The organism is Candidatus Nanopelagicus hibericus, from assembly GCF_002288005.1.
Taxonomy (GTDB): Bacteria; Actinomycetota; Actinomycetes; order Nanopelagicales; family Nanopelagicaceae; genus Nanopelagicus; species Nanopelagicus hibericus.
This window is the reverse complement of record NZ_CP016771.1, coordinates 88,104-104,557: the sequence shown is the minus strand read 5'-3', so window position 1 is coordinate 104,557 and position 16,454 is coordinate 88,104. Positions and strand designations below refer to the sequence as shown.

The 16,454-nt window shown below is 41.5% G+C and carries 15 protein-coding genes; 1 reads left to right on the top strand and 14 read right to left on the bottom strand.

The features are described from left to right. Positions 1 to 5 precede the first annotated feature (5 nt). Positions 6 to 896 carry an EamA family transporter RarD gene (gene rarD / locus B1s21160_RS00495; protein WP_095671964.1) on the top strand — a complete coding sequence of 297 codons (891 nt, stop codon included), beginning with the start codon at positions 6 to 8 and terminating at the stop codon, positions 894 to 896. Here the strand turns inward: rarD and B1s21160_RS00490 are convergent. From B1s21160_RS00490 to B1s21160_RS00425, 14 genes are read right to left on the bottom strand one after another with little or no spacing between them, the layout of a single operon-like run. Beyond that, positions 864 to 1,850: a polyprenyl synthetase family protein gene (locus B1s21160_RS00490; RefSeq protein ID WP_095671963.1), complete on the bottom strand. Its 987-nt coding sequence runs from the start codon at positions 1,848 to 1,850 to the stop codon at positions 864 to 866. The two genes, rarD and B1s21160_RS00490, sit on opposite strands and share 33 nt — an antisense overlap. Then, the gene (nuoN, locus tag B1s21160_RS00485) at positions 1,851 to 3,359 is read right to left on the bottom strand and encodes an NADH-quinone oxidoreductase subunit NuoN (protein WP_095671962.1); all 1,509 of its coding nucleotides are present in this window, start codon (positions 3,357 to 3,359) and stop codon (positions 1,851 to 1,853) included. Next, positions 3,359 to 4,864 (bottom strand): NADH-quinone oxidoreductase subunit M, encoded by a 1,506-nt coding sequence (locus B1s21160_RS00480; RefSeq protein ID WP_095671961.1) that lies wholly within the window; start codon positions 4,862 to 4,864, stop codon positions 3,359 to 3,361. The genes nuoN and B1s21160_RS00480 overlap by 1 nt, the downstream gene beginning before the upstream one ends. After that, positions 4,861 to 6,756, bottom strand: coding sequence for an NADH-quinone oxidoreductase subunit L (nuoL, locus tag B1s21160_RS00475; protein WP_041887801.1), 1,896 nt, complete (start codon positions 6,754 to 6,756; stop codon positions 4,861 to 4,863). The genes B1s21160_RS00480 and nuoL overlap by 4 nt, the downstream gene beginning before the upstream one ends. Then, entirely contained in the window at positions 6,756 to 7,055 is a 300-nt protein-coding gene (gene nuoK, locus B1s21160_RS00470) for an NADH-quinone oxidoreductase subunit NuoK (protein ID WP_041887799.1), read from the bottom strand. Before nuoK ends, nuoL begins: the two co-directional genes overlap by 1 nt. Then, positions 7,055 to 7,837, bottom strand: coding sequence for an NADH-quinone oxidoreductase subunit J (locus tag B1s21160_RS00465; protein WP_095671960.1), 783 nt, complete (start codon positions 7,835 to 7,837; stop codon positions 7,055 to 7,057). Before B1s21160_RS00465 ends, nuoK begins: the two co-directional genes overlap by 1 nt. Then, entirely contained in the window at positions 7,830 to 8,453 is a 624-nt protein-coding gene (nuoI, locus tag B1s21160_RS00460) for an NADH-quinone oxidoreductase subunit NuoI (RefSeq protein ID WP_041887797.1), read from the bottom strand. Before nuoI ends, B1s21160_RS00465 begins: the two co-directional genes overlap by 8 nt. Beyond that, positions 8,446 to 9,669 carry an NADH-quinone oxidoreductase subunit NuoH gene (gene nuoH, locus B1s21160_RS00455; protein ID WP_041887794.1) on the bottom strand — a complete coding sequence of 408 codons (1,224 nt, stop codon included), beginning with the start codon at positions 9,667 to 9,669 and terminating at the stop codon, positions 8,446 to 8,448. The genes nuoI and nuoH overlap by 8 nt, the downstream gene beginning before the upstream one ends. Beyond that, positions 9,666 to 12,011 carry an NADH-quinone oxidoreductase subunit G gene (locus B1s21160_RS00450; RefSeq protein ID WP_095671959.1) on the bottom strand — a complete coding sequence of 782 codons (2,346 nt, stop codon included), beginning with the start codon at positions 12,009 to 12,011 and terminating at the stop codon, positions 9,666 to 9,668. Before B1s21160_RS00450 ends, nuoH begins: the two co-directional genes overlap by 4 nt. Further along, positions 12,008 to 13,312, bottom strand: a complete 1,305-nt coding sequence (gene nuoF / locus B1s21160_RS00445; protein WP_095671958.1) for an NADH-quinone oxidoreductase subunit NuoF — start codon at positions 13,310 to 13,312, stop codon at positions 12,008 to 12,010. Before nuoF ends, B1s21160_RS00450 begins: the two co-directional genes overlap by 4 nt. Next, on the bottom strand, positions 13,309 to 13,935 hold the full coding sequence (nuoE, locus tag B1s21160_RS00440; protein WP_095671957.1) for an NADH-quinone oxidoreductase subunit NuoE: 627 nt from the start codon (positions 13,933 to 13,935) through the stop codon (positions 13,309 to 13,311). The genes nuoF and nuoE overlap by 4 nt, the downstream gene beginning before the upstream one ends. Further along, entirely contained in the window at positions 13,935 to 15,275 is a 1,341-nt protein-coding gene (locus B1s21160_RS00435; protein WP_095671956.1) for an NADH-quinone oxidoreductase subunit D, read from the bottom strand. The genes nuoE and B1s21160_RS00435 overlap by 1 nt, the downstream gene beginning before the upstream one ends. Continuing rightward, positions 15,272 to 15,901: an NADH-quinone oxidoreductase subunit C gene (locus B1s21160_RS00430; RefSeq protein WP_095671955.1), complete on the bottom strand. Its 630-nt coding sequence runs from the start codon at positions 15,899 to 15,901 to the stop codon at positions 15,272 to 15,274. Before B1s21160_RS00430 ends, B1s21160_RS00435 begins: the two co-directional genes overlap by 4 nt. After that, complete coding sequence (locus B1s21160_RS00425; RefSeq protein ID WP_095671954.1) at positions 15,898 to 16,452, bottom strand: NuoB/complex I 20 kDa subunit family protein; 555 nt, start codon at positions 16,450 to 16,452, stop codon at positions 15,898 to 15,900. Before B1s21160_RS00425 ends, B1s21160_RS00430 begins: the two co-directional genes overlap by 4 nt. Positions 16,453 to 16,454: the final 2 nt, after the last annotated feature.

Genomic DNA, 16,454 nt, shown 5'->3' with positions numbered 1-16,454 from the left:
ACAATTTGAAGCTAAATAGTTTGGGTATCTTTTATGGTGTTGGCGCATATGTAATCTGGGGTTTACTACCAGTTTATTGGCGCTGGCTCGAGCGTGCATCCGCCTATGAAATATTAGCCAATCGAGGAGTTTGGTCCTTAGTTGTATGCCTAATTTTTCTTACCTTTCAAAAACAATTACGAGCTGCACTCAAATTAATTACAAATATCAAAACTTTCTTCACTCTTGCGTTGTCCTCATTTTTGTTGACACTCAATTGGGGTATTTACATTTGGGCAGTCTCTGTAGATCGAGTAGTTGAAGCATCACTTGGTTATTACATGACTCCACTTGTTGTGGTGTGCTTTGGTCTCCTAATCTTGAAAGAAAAATTAGATATGACACAAAAGTTATCACTCACACTTGCTGGAATCGGCGTTGGCATCTTAACTGTGGCCTTTGGCCAAATTCCACTTGTCGCCTTTGGTTTAGCTTTTAGTTGGGGCTGTTATTCATTGGTTAAAAAGCGACTTGATGCTGGTTCTCTGCAAACTTTGTCAATCGAAATGCTTTTTGCACTTCCCCCAAGTTTGATTTACATGTTCTACCTAATGAGCACCAACCAAGCACAATTTGGTACAGATCTTGGGTTCTCGTTATCGCTAATGTCTGCAGGCTTGCTAACCGTGATTCCGTTGCTGATGTTCAACTCTGCGGCTACTAGCTTGCCGTTGACTATTACTGGATTACTCGGCTACATAAATCCAACAATTATGTTTTTAGTTGGTTTTGTACTCTTTCACGAACCATTGACATTCACAAAGATATTTGGATTTGTATTTATTTGGATCGCACTTATTTTATTGGGTATTAATATGTATCGATCAGGTAGAGCGAGTAACCAAAGCAAAGGTTAGGTTTTTCAGCGCATCTTTGGCTGCTCCATCTGGTAAATCAATCAATAATTCATTTGCCTCAGTAGCCACTTTTGCCAAATAAGCCTTAACTTTTTCTATCACCTTATGAGTGCGCAATGATTGTATTACTTGCGAAAGCTCCTCATCATTAATTGGTTTACTCAATTTACTGATCAGCTCTTTATCAGCAGGGTCATTTTCTGCCATCACAAACAATGTAACTAATGTGGGAATGCCCTCCTTTAAATCAGTTCCTGGAGTCTTGCCCGATGCAGTTTCACTGCTTGCAATATCTAGTAGATCATCCGCAACCTGAAATGCCACCCCAACTTTTTCACCAAACTTAGTTAAGCATTCAACAACTGCTGGTGAGGCACCTGATAGCAAGGCGCCAAATCTGGCGCTAGTTGCAATAAGTGAGCCAGTTTTATCAGCTACTACCTTCATGTAGTGATCTATTTGTGAGAGTCCATCACTTTTGCCCTGCGTCTCTTTAATTTGACCAATTACTAAGCGCTCAAATGTTTTTGCTTGCAGCTTAACCGCATCTGGACCAATATCTGCCAACATATCTGAAACCTTGGAGAAGAGATAATCACCCGTCAAAATAGCAACTGCGTTATTCCATTTTTTGTTGGCACTAATTACTCCGCGTCTTAAAACCGCATCATCCATTACATCGTCATGATATAAAGTTGCAAGATGGGTAAGCTCGCAACAAACAGCCGCTTTGATAATGTCGTAATTGGTTGGGTCGCCAAATTGTGCTGCCAGTAGAGTGAGAAGTGGTCTAAGTCGTTTCCCACCTGCTTCAACTAAATGCCGTGAGGTCTCAACCACCAAAGGGTAATCCCCTTTTATATGCGACCGCATTAAATCCTCTACTTTTTTCATGTCAGCAATCAAGGTTGCCTCAAGAGATGGATCTAAATTTGGAATACCTGTCTGATTCATTTATCTTAAAAAATTAGCAAAGTTATCTGCGCCATTAAGTAGCAGTGATGGTGCTAAGCCTAAAACAATTGAAATCAACGTTGCGACAGAGATAGAAATTTTACTCTTAACTGAAGGGATGACCACCGACACTGAATCATTTATTGGATCGGTAAAGAAGATCATAATTATTACTCTGATGTAGAAGAATGCCGCTACGGCACTTGCTAGTACGCCAACTACTACAAGTGCGATATTTCCAGATTTATATGCTGCTGAAAAAATAGCGAACTTTGCTATAAAACCTGAAGTTAGTGGAATTCCGGCAAAACTAAGAAGCAAGAAGGCAAAAACACCTCCAACAAGAGGAGACTTTTTTCCCAACCCAATCCAGCGATTTAGATCGGTAACTTCACCCGCTGAGTCCTTAACTAAACCGATGATGCCAAAGGCCGCCAGTGTGGTGAATCCATATGCAAATAGATAAAAGAGTGAAGCAGCTAGGCCATCCTTATTTAATGCCACAACTCCTGATAGTAAAAATCCAGCATGAGCAATAGATGAGTAAGCAAGCATTCGTTTAATGTCACGCTGTGAGATTGCAACAATTGAGCCAAATATCATGGTCAAGATTGCAATCACAGTAATTATTGGTTGCCAGAGGGTTTGTGATTGTGCAAAGCCAACATAGAAGATTCTTAAGATTGCGCCAAATGCTGCCACTTTTGTGCAGGCAGCCATAAACGCAGTGATTGGTGTTGGTGCACCTTGATAAACATCTGGAGTCCAAGAGTGGAATGGAACAGCGCTAATTTTAAATAGGAGGCCAACTGAGACAAAAACAATTCCAATCAGCAGAAACACCTCGTTGGCGGTGCCAAACGCTGCACTAATACCAGATAGTGAAATAGTTCCGGCATATCCATATAGAAAGGCTGCGCCGAATAAGAAAAATGCTGAGGCGTATGCACCTAATAAGAAGTATTTCAGCGCTGCCTCTTGGGAGAGTAAACGCTTGCGCCGGCTTAATCCAGCTAATAAGTAAAGCGGGAGTGAAAAAACTTCAAGTGCAACAAATAGGGTGATCAAATCTGTGGCAACTGGAAATAACATCATGCCACCTACAGCAAACAGAAACAGTGGAAAAATCTCAGTTTGCTGACTCTTTTGTTGCAATGCATTTATCTCTTCACTTGATCCTGGCACAGCAGATGCTTGGGCCACAAAATTATCTTGATCAGCAATTAGTAATACTGCAACTAGTGCAAGCAATACCACGGTTGCTTGTAAGAAGATACCCGCTTTATCAATGGTTACAGAGTTAACTGCAGCGGTAGTAGAGCTTAGATCTCTTATTCGCCAAAGTTGTTGCAACGCCAGAAGTAAGGTGCCAACACTTATTGTTAACTGAACTGCAGCTCGTTGCGCTCTTCCTAAAAATGCCTCAACTAACACCCCAGCAACTGCGCCACCAAAAACAATCAACATAGGTGCAAGTAAAGAGTAGGAAAGTACTGGTGCGGTCAACATTATTTGCTCACCTGCGCAATCGGATCAGTAAAGCCAGCATTGGTAACTACTTGCGCCGATGTTGGATTTATTACATCAAGCACTGGTTTTGGATAAAAACCCATTAAAATAATTACTAAAATTACTGGTGCGATAGCGATTTTTTCTCTGAGATTTAAATCTTTAAGATTTTCATTTCCTGGTGTGGTTGGCCCATGTAATGTCTTTTGCACTGGAATCAAAATATATAAAGCTGCAAGCACAATTCCTAAGGTACCGATGACCGCTGCTACTGGATACCTAGTGTAGGTACCCACTAAAACTAAAAACTCGCTAACAAAGCTAGATAATCCAGGTAGTGCTAAGCCAGACATTCCGGCAATAAAAAATGTCCAAGCCATAACTGGGGTAACTCTTTGTAAACCACCAAAATCAGAAATGGTTGAAGAGCCACGTCTTGCCATCATCCAACCAGCAATTAAGAAGAGTGCTGCAGTGGAAAAGCCATGGTTGACCATATAAAGATTTGCGCCAGACATTCCTTGTGATGTCATAGCAAAAATTCCCATGGTGATAAAACCAAAGTGAGAGATTGATGTAAATGCAATCAAACCCTTTATATCCTTTTGGCCAATCGCCATAAATGCGCCGTAAATAATCGATATCACAGCTAGAGTGATAATTAACGGCGTAAATGTTTTACTTGCATCCGGAAATAACTCAATGCAAAAGCGAATCATTCCGTAGGTGCCAACCTTGTCTAATACTCCAAGAAGTAGAACAGAGGTTCCTGGAGTAGCTGATTTAGCAGCATCTGGCAACCAGGTGTGAAATGGCCACAATGGTGCCTTAATTGCGAAGGCAATAAAAAATCCAAGAAAGAGGAAATTCTCTGTTTGATTATCAATCTTCAAGGTTGCAAGTTGGGCTAAATCAAAGGTTGCTCCAATTTGATTCCCAGAGATGACATAAACACCAATAATTGAAGCAAGCATTAATAATCCACCAAATAAACTGTAAAGCAGAAATTTAATTGCTGCGGCAGATCGATTACCGCTGCCGTAGCCACCAATCAAAAAGTAAATAGGAATCAACATAGCTTCAAAGAAAACGTAGAACAAGAACAAATCTGTCGCAGCGAATACACCAATCATTAGTGTCTCTAGAGCAAGTATCAAGACATAAAAGCTTTTGACTCCCCAACGGCCAGCATCTGCTTCATTCCAGGTGGCAAGCACAACAATGGGTACTAAAATTGTAGATAATAATATTAAAACTAATGAGATTCCATCTATTCCTACCGCAAAATTGATATTAAATGATGAAATCCAAGAATTACTCTGCACATATTGCATTTTGGTAGAGGCTCTATCAAATCCGGTGGCAAGTAATATTGAAAGTGCAGCAACAATTAAAGTAACACCAAATGCAAATCTTTTTATTAATTCAATATTTTTACTCGGTACGACCGCGAGAAAAATTGCACCAATTAATGGCAATACTCCGATCGCCGTCAATAAACTCATGCGCTCACCGACCAAATTACCGCTATCAGCGCAAGTGCCCCGATTACCATCATCAATGCATAACTTCTTACATAGCCATTTTGTAGAGTCCTAACTCTGTTGGCAGCGGTTACTGAGACACTTCCTACCGCTCTTACTAAACCGTCAATAACTAGATAATCGATCTTAAGCAATCTACTTACCAATGATTGGCCAGGGCGCATAAATGCAGCTTCATTCAAGCTATCTTGGAATAGATCCTTTCTTGCTGCAGCGGTAAGTATGGAAACTTTTTCTGGAGCCAAATCTGCTTGTGCGCCACGATATTTATTAACCGCTATAGCTACACCAATAATTACCGCAGTAATGGTTAGTAATGAAACGATAATGGGTGATAAAAACTCTTCCGAGTGGTGTTCTTTAAGTGGATTAACCACTGGCTCCAACCAATGCACTAGTGCTTCACCACGTGCTAAGAAAAATCCAGAGACAACCGACCCAACTGAGAGCAATCCAATTGGAATCAACATAAGTGCTGGGCTTTCGGCAGGCTCATCCTTATGCCCCCACCGCTCATTGCCAAAAAAAGTAAGTAAAACAACTCTTGTCATGTAAAAGGCGGTGATCATTGCACCAAGTAATGTGGCAATTCCTAGAAGCAAACCTTTGCTGCCACCAGCATTAAATGCTGTTTCGATAATTTTGTCTTTGGAGTAAAAGCCAGCAAATGGTGGAACACCGATAATTGCTAGGTAACCTAGACCGAATGTTAAAAAGGTTATCGGCATAAACTTTCCAATTCCGCCATACTTTCGCATATTTACTTCATCTTTCATGCCGTGCATTACCGAACCAGCACCCAAAAACATACTTGCCTTAAAAAAACCATGGGTTAGTAAATGCATAATTGCAAAGGCGTAGCCGATTGGACCAAGGCCCGTTGCTAAGATCATGTATCCGATCTGTGACATTGTCGATGCGGCTAATGCCTTTTTAATATCATCTTTTGCTGTACCAATGATTGCTCCAAACAGAAGTGTTATGCCGCCAACAATGATTACCATAAGTTGCGCAGTTGGAGCTGCATCGAAAATAAAATTGGATCTAGTAATTAAATAAACGCCTGCTGTAACCATAGTTGCAGCGTGGATAAGTGCTGAAACTGGTGTTGGACCCGCCATCGCATCTCCCAGCCAGGATTGCAATGGGAATTGCGCTGACTTACCACAGGCAGCTAGCAACAACATCAAACCAATTGCAGTTAATTGAGTAGTTGAAGCCAACTCAGTCTGCTCTTTAATACCTGAGAATGAAACTTCGCCAAAGGTTGCAAAAGCGATCATGATTGCAAGTGATAGGCCGACATCACCAACTCGATTGGCGACAAAAGCTTTTTTAGCAGCAGTTGCATAAGCTGGCTTTTGATTCCAGAATCCGATTAACAAATAGGAGGCTAAGCCAACTCCTTCCCAACCCACATAAAGATTTAGGTATGAGTCTCCAAGAACTAATAAAAGCATGGCGGCGATAAATAGGTTTAAATAAGCAAAAAATCTGCGTCGATCTAGATCATGTGACATATACGCGATTGAATAAACATGAATCAAGGTTCCAACGCCAGTGATTAGTAGGACAAAACAAATCGATAATTGGTCTAAAAGCAATGCCGCATCGACGTTAAATGAACCAACTGAAATCCAGGTAAATAGCTTTTGGGTAACAGCACGATTTTCTTCAGACCTAGATTGCATCGCAAAAAACTCAACTAAGCCAATTGTGAATGTTGAAGCAGAGACTATGCAGGCCATCACATGACCCCAAGAGTTTGCTCGTCTGCCAATTAATAACAAAATTGCTGAACTAAATAGTGGAAGTGCTATTAGCCAAGCTAAGTTAGCTGAAGTTTGTATCATCAGCGCTTCAACAAACTTGCATCATCAATTGATGCCGAGCGGCGTGATCGATATATGGTCACAATGATTGCGAGTCCAACGACCACTTCACAAGCTGCCACAACCATAGTGAAAAAGGCAACTACTTGCCCCTCTAGATTGCTGTTTATCCTGGCAAAGGTTACAAATGCAAGATTTGCTGCGTTCAGCATTAATTCAATACACATAAAAACTACTATTGAGTTGCGTCGAACCACAACACCAATTGCACCAATTGTGAAAAGGATTGCGGAAAGATAAAGATAATTAGCGATATCCATTACTTTTCCTCCTCGTCTTCCTCTTTCATTTGGAAATTGGCGCTTTCAATCATGTCGCCACGAGCTTGTAGAACATTGGAAATTGAAGTTGGTGCAGCCTTTCCAGTTGGTAGCAGGGCCGGGACATCTACCGCGTTATGAAGTGCATAAACACCAGCACTCGGTAGTCCAGCCGCATCCTTTAACTCACCTTTTCTAAATCGGGCAATAGAAAGATCACGCTGTGCAAACTGAGATCTTGTTTTTTGACTATGCCCCAAAACCATTGCACCGATTGCCGCCGTAATCAGCAGAGCTGACACAACCTCAAATGCAAACACATATTTTGTAAATAACTGCTCTGCAATACCAAATGCATTTCCTTCAGCATTTGCTGCACTTAATCCATATATTGGCCTACCAAATGTTGCGCGAGCAATCAATGAAACTAATAATCCACCAAAACCAATGGCTGCAACAATTGCAATTGGTCTTAGGCCTGGAATATTTTCTTCCAGTGAATCAGAGGTATCTACACCAACTAACATTAATATAAATAGGAATAGCATCATTACCGCTCCGGTGTAAACAACGATTTGCACAATCCCCAGAAAAAGTGCATCTTGGGCAATATAAAAAATTGCCAATGAAATCATTACCCAAGCAAGCAGCAATGCTGAATGGACTGCTTTTTTCACTATAAGCATTCCAAGAGATGCCAAAATTGAAAGTGGTGCTAAAAAATAAAATAGGTACGACTCTGGTGTTGCAGTTATGCCGACATCTAAAGCTAAATTAATCACTTTTTGCGACTCCTTGTGATGGATGTGAGCCAGTTACCTCACCGCGGTAATAGTTTCCATCATCAGTGTTTGGATACATTGGGTGAGGCGGTGGCACCATGCCAGCGCGAAGGGGTCCCAACAAATCATCTTTTTCAAAGATTAATTTGGCTCTAGTGTTATCTGCAAGTTCATATTCATTTGTCATTGTTAATGCTCTAGTTGGACAAGCCTCAATACATAATCCGCAAAATATGCAGCGTAAATAATTTATTTGATAAACCTTGCCGTAACGCTCGCCAGGGGAGTATTGCTCACCTTCTTTGTTATCGGCACCTTCTACATAAATGGCATCTGCCGGACATGCCCAGGCACATAATTCACAGCCAATGCATTTTTCTAATCCATCTGGATGGCGATTTAACTGATGACGGCCGTGAAATCTTTCAGCGGTCGGCTCTTTCTCCTCTGGATACTGCACTGTATTAACTTTCTTAAACATAGTTTTAAAAGTCACCCAAAAACCAAGAAGTTGTTTAGGAAAGCTTGCACTCTCCTGGTTTGTAATAGGCGCTTTATCTTGATCCGATTTAGCCAGACCAAACTCTTGATGCCGTGGCAGTAATTCATCAGCCATTTAATTGCTCCACTCTAGAGGTTGGTATTGCTGGTATAGGAAATTCTGGTTCATTACCATCTATCAAATTTGCGGCTTTTTTAATCTGATTTTGCTTGCGGTCAACTAATGATGTCACCGCTAAATAAATAAGCGCCACTGCAAAGACAAAGGCAAAAATTACCAATCTTGGAGCATTCTGCTGTGATAAAACTCTTAATGTTGCTACCACCATGATCCAGGCCAGCGAGAATGGAATTAATACCTTCCAGCCGAACTTCATAAATTGGTCGTAGCGAAGTCGCGGCAAAGTACCTCTTAACCAAACGAAAACAAAGAAAAATGCCAAGACTTTTATCAAGAACCAAAATAATGTAAACCAACCACCCAGCCACTGTTCGGTAAAACCAAGACCAGGAAGTGCTCGGTAACCACCTAGGAATAATGTTGTAGCAAGGGCAGAAACCGCGATCATATTTACATATTCAGACAGGAAGAATAAAGCAAACTTTAATGAGGAGTACTCAGTATGGAATCCACCTACTAATTCACCCTCTGCCTCTGCTAAATCAAATGGTGCACGATTGGTTTCACCAACCATTGAAATCATATAAATAATAAAAGATGGAAACAGAACTACTGCATACCACCACTGATCTTGTGCTGCCACAATTTCAGATGTGGACATTGAACCTGCATAAATAAATACTGCGACCAAAGACAAGCCCATTGCCACTTCATATGAGATTACTTGTGCTGATGAGCGAAGACCGCCAAGCAATGGATATGTTGAGCCTGAGGACCAGCCAGCTAAGACAATTCCATAAACTCCAACGGATGCGATCGCTAGTACATAAAGCACACCAACTGATAGGTCTGTTAATTGCATCGCAGTTTGTTGGCCAAAGAAATTAACTGGCCCGGTCATTGGAATTACAGCAAAAGCCATAAAACAAGCAGTTGTGCTAATTATTGGTGCTAAAACAAATACGATTCGATCGGCAGCTTTTGGAATCAAATCCTCTTTTAATGCCAACTTCACGCCATCAACTAAAGCTTGGAGTAAACCAAACTTTCCTACTCGGTTTGGACCACTGCGCTGCTGCATTCTGGCAACTATTCGTCTCTCACCCCACACTGACATGATGGTTAGAAAAACACACGCAGCAAAAACAATTAGACCTTTTAAAGCAATAATCCAGCCTGGATCTTGGCCAATTAATTCTGCATTACTCATGCTTTGGCTACCTTCACAATTGAATTACTAACTACGCCTAGGTTTCTAAATAATTGACTGCCGATTGAATTTCTTGGCAGGTGAACTGAGGAATCATCAATATCTTCAATTACACACGGCAAAGTTACTGCGCCATAATCATTTGAAACTCTTACTAGATCACTTTCTTTAACGGAAAGTAGATTTGCTCTGGATTGACTAATCACCACAACAGATTGGCGAGCGGTACCAGCGAGATTTTCTTCACCATCTTGTAACGATCCCTTGTCCAGCAAATTGCGCCAAGAGGACAAAAACGCTTCATCTGCTTTGACAGATTTTATCTCGGACGAAGCAGTAGCTTTCATCGCAGCTCTCTCACCATCCCAGTTTCCGATAGATTCAAACTCATTTCTAGCAGCCTTCACGGTTGGTAAATTTATTGGCTTACCAATTTCATCTGCAAGCATTGAAAGAATTCTTACATCACTGCGATTTAGTGATTGATCAACTGCAGATTCAAACTTACGAGCCTTGCCTTGCCAATCCATAAATGATCCATTTTTTTCAACCACGGTAGCAACTGGGAAAACAACTTGCGCAATTTCAGTAATATCGCTGTGACGAATTTCAAAAGAAACTATAAATTTCTTTGATAGTTTCACCTTTGCGTCAGGTGAAATATCCATTGGATCAACACCACCAACAACTACTGCTTGCAGATCTGAATTAATAATTTCGATAGTGCTCATTCCAGTTGAAGTAGGTAAAGATTCACTACCCCACACTGTTGCAATATCCACTCTGGCAGATGCATTATCTAAAGGTCTATTGCCCGGTAATAAATTTGGCACAGCACCAGCTGACAACGCGCCCATCTCACCTGCTCTGCGGGGTATCCATCCTAATTTTGCACCACTGGTAGCAATAATCTTTGCCGCGGCCGATAATGCTCCTGGAGTTTCCACAGCTCGCTCACCAACTAAAACCACTGATTTACTACTTAGGCCAGTAATTGAGTTAATTGCCGCAACCTCAGCTCCGGTTGCAGTTTTAATTAAATTTGCATTTAACTTTTGACTGCCCCTGCTAGCAAATGCTGCGATACTACTTACTTTTATCGCGCGCTTTTTGACCTGCTTGTAAATTCTAAGGAAAATTATTGGTGATTCATCCTCTGGTTCAAAATTAATTAGCACCACATGATCTGCCTTATCAATATCTTTATAAGTAGCAGTGATGGGAGTAGATGCCAGGAAATCTAATTCTTCACTACTGTGAGTGCGAGCACGAAAATCAATGTTATTGGTATTAAGTGCAACCCGAGCAAATTTGCTGTAACCGTAAGCATCTTCAACTGTTACCCGGCCACCTACTAATACTCCAGCCGTTACATTTTTTAATCCTGCTGCAGCCGCTGCCAATGCCTCTGGCCATGATGCTTCTTGCAATAAACCATTTTCATCTCTTATAAGTGGTTTGGTAACTCTATTTTTTGCTACCTCATACTTAAAAGCCCAACGGCCTTTATCGCAATTCCACTCTTCATTAACCTCTGAATCCTCACCAGCTAATCTGCGCAGTGTTTTACCTCGTCTAACATCAGTGCGCATTGCGCATCCTGATGCGCAGTGTTCGCAGGCAGAGTTGGTTGAAACTAAATCAAATGGTCGAGCGCGGAATCGATATGAGGTTCCAGTCAATGCTCCAACTGGACAGATTTGTACAGTGTTACCGGAGTAATAAGAATCAAAAGGTTCATCTTCATAGATTCCTACTTGTTGTAGTGCGCCTCGTTCGTTCAATGTAATAAAAGGATCACCAGCGATTTGTTCAGAAAATCTAGTGCAGCGAGCGCAAAGCACACAACGCTCTCTATCCAATAAAACCTGTGATGAAATCGCCACTGGCTTTTCAAAGACTCGCTTTTCACCTTCAAATCTAGACTCTGCTCGACCATTAGACATCGCCTGATTTTGTAGAGGACACTCACCACCCTTATCGCAAACCGGGCAATCAAGTGGGTGATTAATTAGTAGTAACTCCATAATTCCCTTTTGAGCTTTGTCCGCAACTGGGGAGGTAAGTTGGGTCTTAACCACCATTCCTTTTTCAACTGGGATTGTGCAGGATGCCTGTGGTTTTGGAAATGCTCTGCCATTTATTTCAATATCAACTAAACATTGCCGGCAAGCACCAGCTGGTTCAAGCAATGGATGATCGCAAAATCTTGGAATTTGAATCCCTAGTTTTTCTGCAGCCCTGATAACTAAAGTTCCCTTTGGAACTGTTACTTCAAAGCCATCGATCACACAGGTGATCATCTCTACCTCTTGCTCAGTACTTAACTCTTGAATACTCATTTGACACCTGAGGTTTCAAACAGTGTTGCAGCCATTGGATCAAATGGACACTCACCAGCAGATAGGTGGTCTAGGTACTCTTGGCGGAAATACTTAAGTGAGGAAATAATTGGACTTGCTGCGCCATCTGCCAATGCGCAAAACGATCTACCCATGATGTTGTCACATAGATCTAACAACTTATCTAAATCTGCTTCACTTCCTTTACCCGCATCTAAATCTTTTAATACCTGCACCATCCACCAAGTTCCTTCTCGGCATGGTGTGCACTTGCCACATGATTCATGTTTATAAAACTCAGTCCAGCGCAGTACTGCTCGGACAACACATGTTGTCTCATCAAAAATCTGCAATGCTTTAGTGCCAAGCATTGAGCCCGCAGCTGCTACACCCTCGTAATCAAGTGGAGTATCAAGATGCGCATCAGTAAATATAGGAGTTGATGATCCACCTGGTGTCCAAAACTTTAATTTATGTCCTTTTCTTACACCGCCAGCAATCTCAAGTAATTCACGTAAGGTAATTCCAAGAGGTGCTTCAAATTGTCCTGGATTATTTACATGTCCAGACAAAGAGTAAAGCGTGAAGCCCTTACTTTTTTCAGTACCTAAGCTATTAAACCAAGCAACGCCATTATTAATAATTGCTGGCACGGAGGCGACTGATTCCACATTATTTACCACTGTTGGTTTTGCATATAAACCTGCAATCGCAGGAAATGGCGGACGTAGTCGAGGTTGACCACGAAATCCCTCTAGTGAATCAAGTAGCGCAGTCTCTTCACCACATATGTATGCACCGGCACCAACATGTAATACCAACTCTAAATCAAATCCTTTTCCTAAAATGTTCTTACCTAATAATCCAGCTGCATAAGCATCCTCTATTGCTTGCTGAACTCTGCGAACTACATGGGTTACCTCACCTCGAATATAAATAAATGCATAGTTTGCTCTGATCGCATAGGAGCCAATAATTATGCCCTCAATTAATACATGTGGGTTTGCCATCAACAGCGGCGTATCTTTACAAGTGCCTGGCTCAGACTCATCTGCGTTGACTACAAAGTAATGTTCTTTATTATCTCCTTGCGGAATAAATCCCCATTTATTACCAGTTGGAAATCCTGCGCCACCACGACCGCGCAATCCTGAATCTTTTACCAACTGAATTATTTCATCAGGCTTCATTTCCAAAGCTTTTAAAACAGCGCCATAACCTCCATGACGCTTATATCCAGCGATAGTAAATGAATCTGGCTCATCCCAATGCGCCGAAAGAACTGGAGTTAATTTACTCATGCTCCACCCTTTGCTTTCTTTAAACCAAGCAAGGTTGCATCCCCGGCTTGTACTCCTTCATTCGCAAGTCCATCTGAAATTCCTGCCAAGACAGCAGAGTTTTGTTTCCATGTTCTTAAAGTTTTTGGACCTCTAGTTGGCGCCGGTGGAGTGCCAGCTCTTGCACTATCAACTAAATCTTTGACTGATTGCACAGTTTGATTGTCATAAAACTCCCAATTGACCATTACCACTGGTGCATAATCACACGCTGCGTTGCACTCGATATGTTCCACTGAAACTTTCCCGTCACTTGTAACACCATCATTTTCAATGCCAAGATGCTCTTTTACTGAATCAAATATTAAATCGCCACCCATGACTGCACATAAGGTATTTGTACAGATACCAACATGATATTCGCCAACTGGCTTAGTTTTATACTGAGTATAAAATGATGAGACGGCATTTACTTCCGCGGTTGCCAGCTCTAATTTTTCGCCAATCAATTCAATTGCTTCATTGGTTATATATCCATCAATTGATTGTGTGTAATGCAGCAACGGCATAATTGCAGATCGCTTACGTGGATATCTTGCAATTATCGAATCCATTATTGAAATTTGATCTGATGTGTACGCCATTATCGATCAACCCCACCCATTACTGGATCAATTGAAGCCACCGCTGCAATTACATCTGAAATTTGACCACCCTCACACATCGCTGCAGTTGATTGCAAATTATTAAAAGATGGGTCACGGAAGTGGACACGATAAGGACGGGTACCACCATCAGAAACTAGGTGAGCACCAAGCTCACCTCTTGGAGATTCAATTGCGGTGTAAACCTGACCTGCTGGAACTCTAAATCCTTCAGTTACCAACTTAAAGTGATGAATCAACGCTTCCATTGATTCACCCATTATCTCTCTGATGTGATTTAGTGAATTACCCATTCCATCTGCCCCCACAGATAATTGCGATGGCCAAGCGATCTTCTTATCCGCAACCATTACAGGTTGTCCCTCTAGTTTCTCTAGTTTTGTTACACACTGCTCAATAATTCTCAATGACTGCTCTAGCTCCTGCATTCTGATTAAAAATCGACCGTAAACATCACAACTATCTGTGGTTGGAATATCAAACTGGTAATTTTCATAACCACAATATGGCTGTGCTTTTCTCAAATCCCAAGCCAGACCAGTTGCTCGAAGCACTGGACCTGTTATGCCAAGTGTTGTGCAGCCAGCTAAATCTAAGTAACCAATTCCTTGGGTACGCTTCATAAAGATTGAATTACCAACCAAGAGTTTTTCATTATCTTTAAAGCTATGTCTTAAGTCCTTAACCGTTGCTTTTATCTTGCTTAAGGCATCAGCTGGCAGATCCTGAGCTAAACCTCCGGGACGGATATATGCCATATTCATTCGCAAACCAGAGAGTAATTCAAAAATATCTAATACCTTTTCCCGCTCCCTAAATGCGAAGATCATTGGTGAGAGTGCCCCTAATTCAAGCGCACCAGTTCCTAACGCGACCATGTGGGATGAGATGCGATTAAATTCCATCATCATTACTCGAATTACAGTAGCCCGTTCAGTGACATCATTTGTTATTCCAAGAAGTTTTTCTACACCAAGGCAGTAGGCAGTTTCATTAAATATTGGTGACAAATAATCCATTCTGGTTACAAAAGTTACGCCTTGGGTCCAGTTTCTAAATTCAGTATTTTTCTCAATGCCCGTATGTAGATAACCAATTCCACATCGGGTCTCAGTGATTGTTTCACCCTCTAATTCAAGAATTAATCGCAATACACCGTGAGTAGAAGGATGTTGTGGTCCCATGTTTAAAACCACACGCTCTTCCTTTGTGGCGCCAATTTCAGTAACTAGTGCATCCCAATCGCCTCCGGTAACGGAGTAAACCCGACCTTCAGTAGTTTCTTGTGTAGATGCGTATGGATCGGTGAATGTACTCACTTATAACTCCTACGCTCAGATGGTGCTGGAATAGTTGCACCCTTATATTCAATCTCGATTCCGCCAAGTGGATAATCTTTTCGTTGCGGAAATCCAGACCAATCATCTGGCATCAAAATGCGAGTTAAGCCTGGATGGTTATCAAAAATAATTCCAAACATGTCGTAAGTTTCACGCTCATGCCAATTGGTTCCTGCCCAGACCTCAACTAGTGAAGGCAGGTGAGGATCTTTTTCAGATACACAAACCTCTAATCTAATTCTTTGATTTCTAGTGATTGAAAGTAGCGAATAAACCGAGTGTAATTCCCGTCCTACTTCACTTGGATAATGTGCGCCACTTACGCTGATACACATTTCAAATCTAAGTTGATCCCGCAAAACCTTTGCCACGTCAAATAATCGATCGCGCTTCACAAACAATGTCAGCTCGCCTCGATCCACAACTACCTTCTCGATCGCATCACTAAAAAGTGGATAAGCACGCTCTAAATCATCAGCAACCTGATCAAAATATCCACCAAATGGACGTTCGGTTGAACCAACCGTTACGGTTGTATTTACCAAGCCACCGAAACCTGAAGTATCACCACTTCCTTGAATACCAAACATTCCTTTTTCGCTCATGCCAATAATCCTTTTAATTGATGAGTTGGCTTTGCGGCGAGCGCCGCTGCCTCTACCTCTTTAATTATTTTCTCGCGATTTGCACCTAATTTTTCATTACCAATTTGCTCATGTAATTTTAGAATTGCATCCATCAACATCTCAGGCCTTGGTGGACAACCAGGTAAATAGATATCTACTGGAATTATGTGATCAACACCTTGCACAATCGCATAGTTATTAAACATGCCACCTGAAGAAGCACAAGCTCCCATGGCGATACTCCATTTTGGGCCAGCCATTTGATCATAAACTTGACGAACAACTGGCGCCATTTTGTTACTTACTCTGCCAGCAACAATCATTAAATCTGCCTGCCTAGGGGAGGCACGAAATACTTCCATTCCAAATCTTGCTAAGTCATATCTACCAGCACCTGCCGCCATCATCTCAATCGCACAACATGCTAAACCAAAGGTTGCTGGCCATAATGAGTTCTTTCGCATATAACCAGCAAGTTTTTCAACCGTAGTTAACAAAAACCCACTTGGTAATTTTTCTTCTAAACCCATTT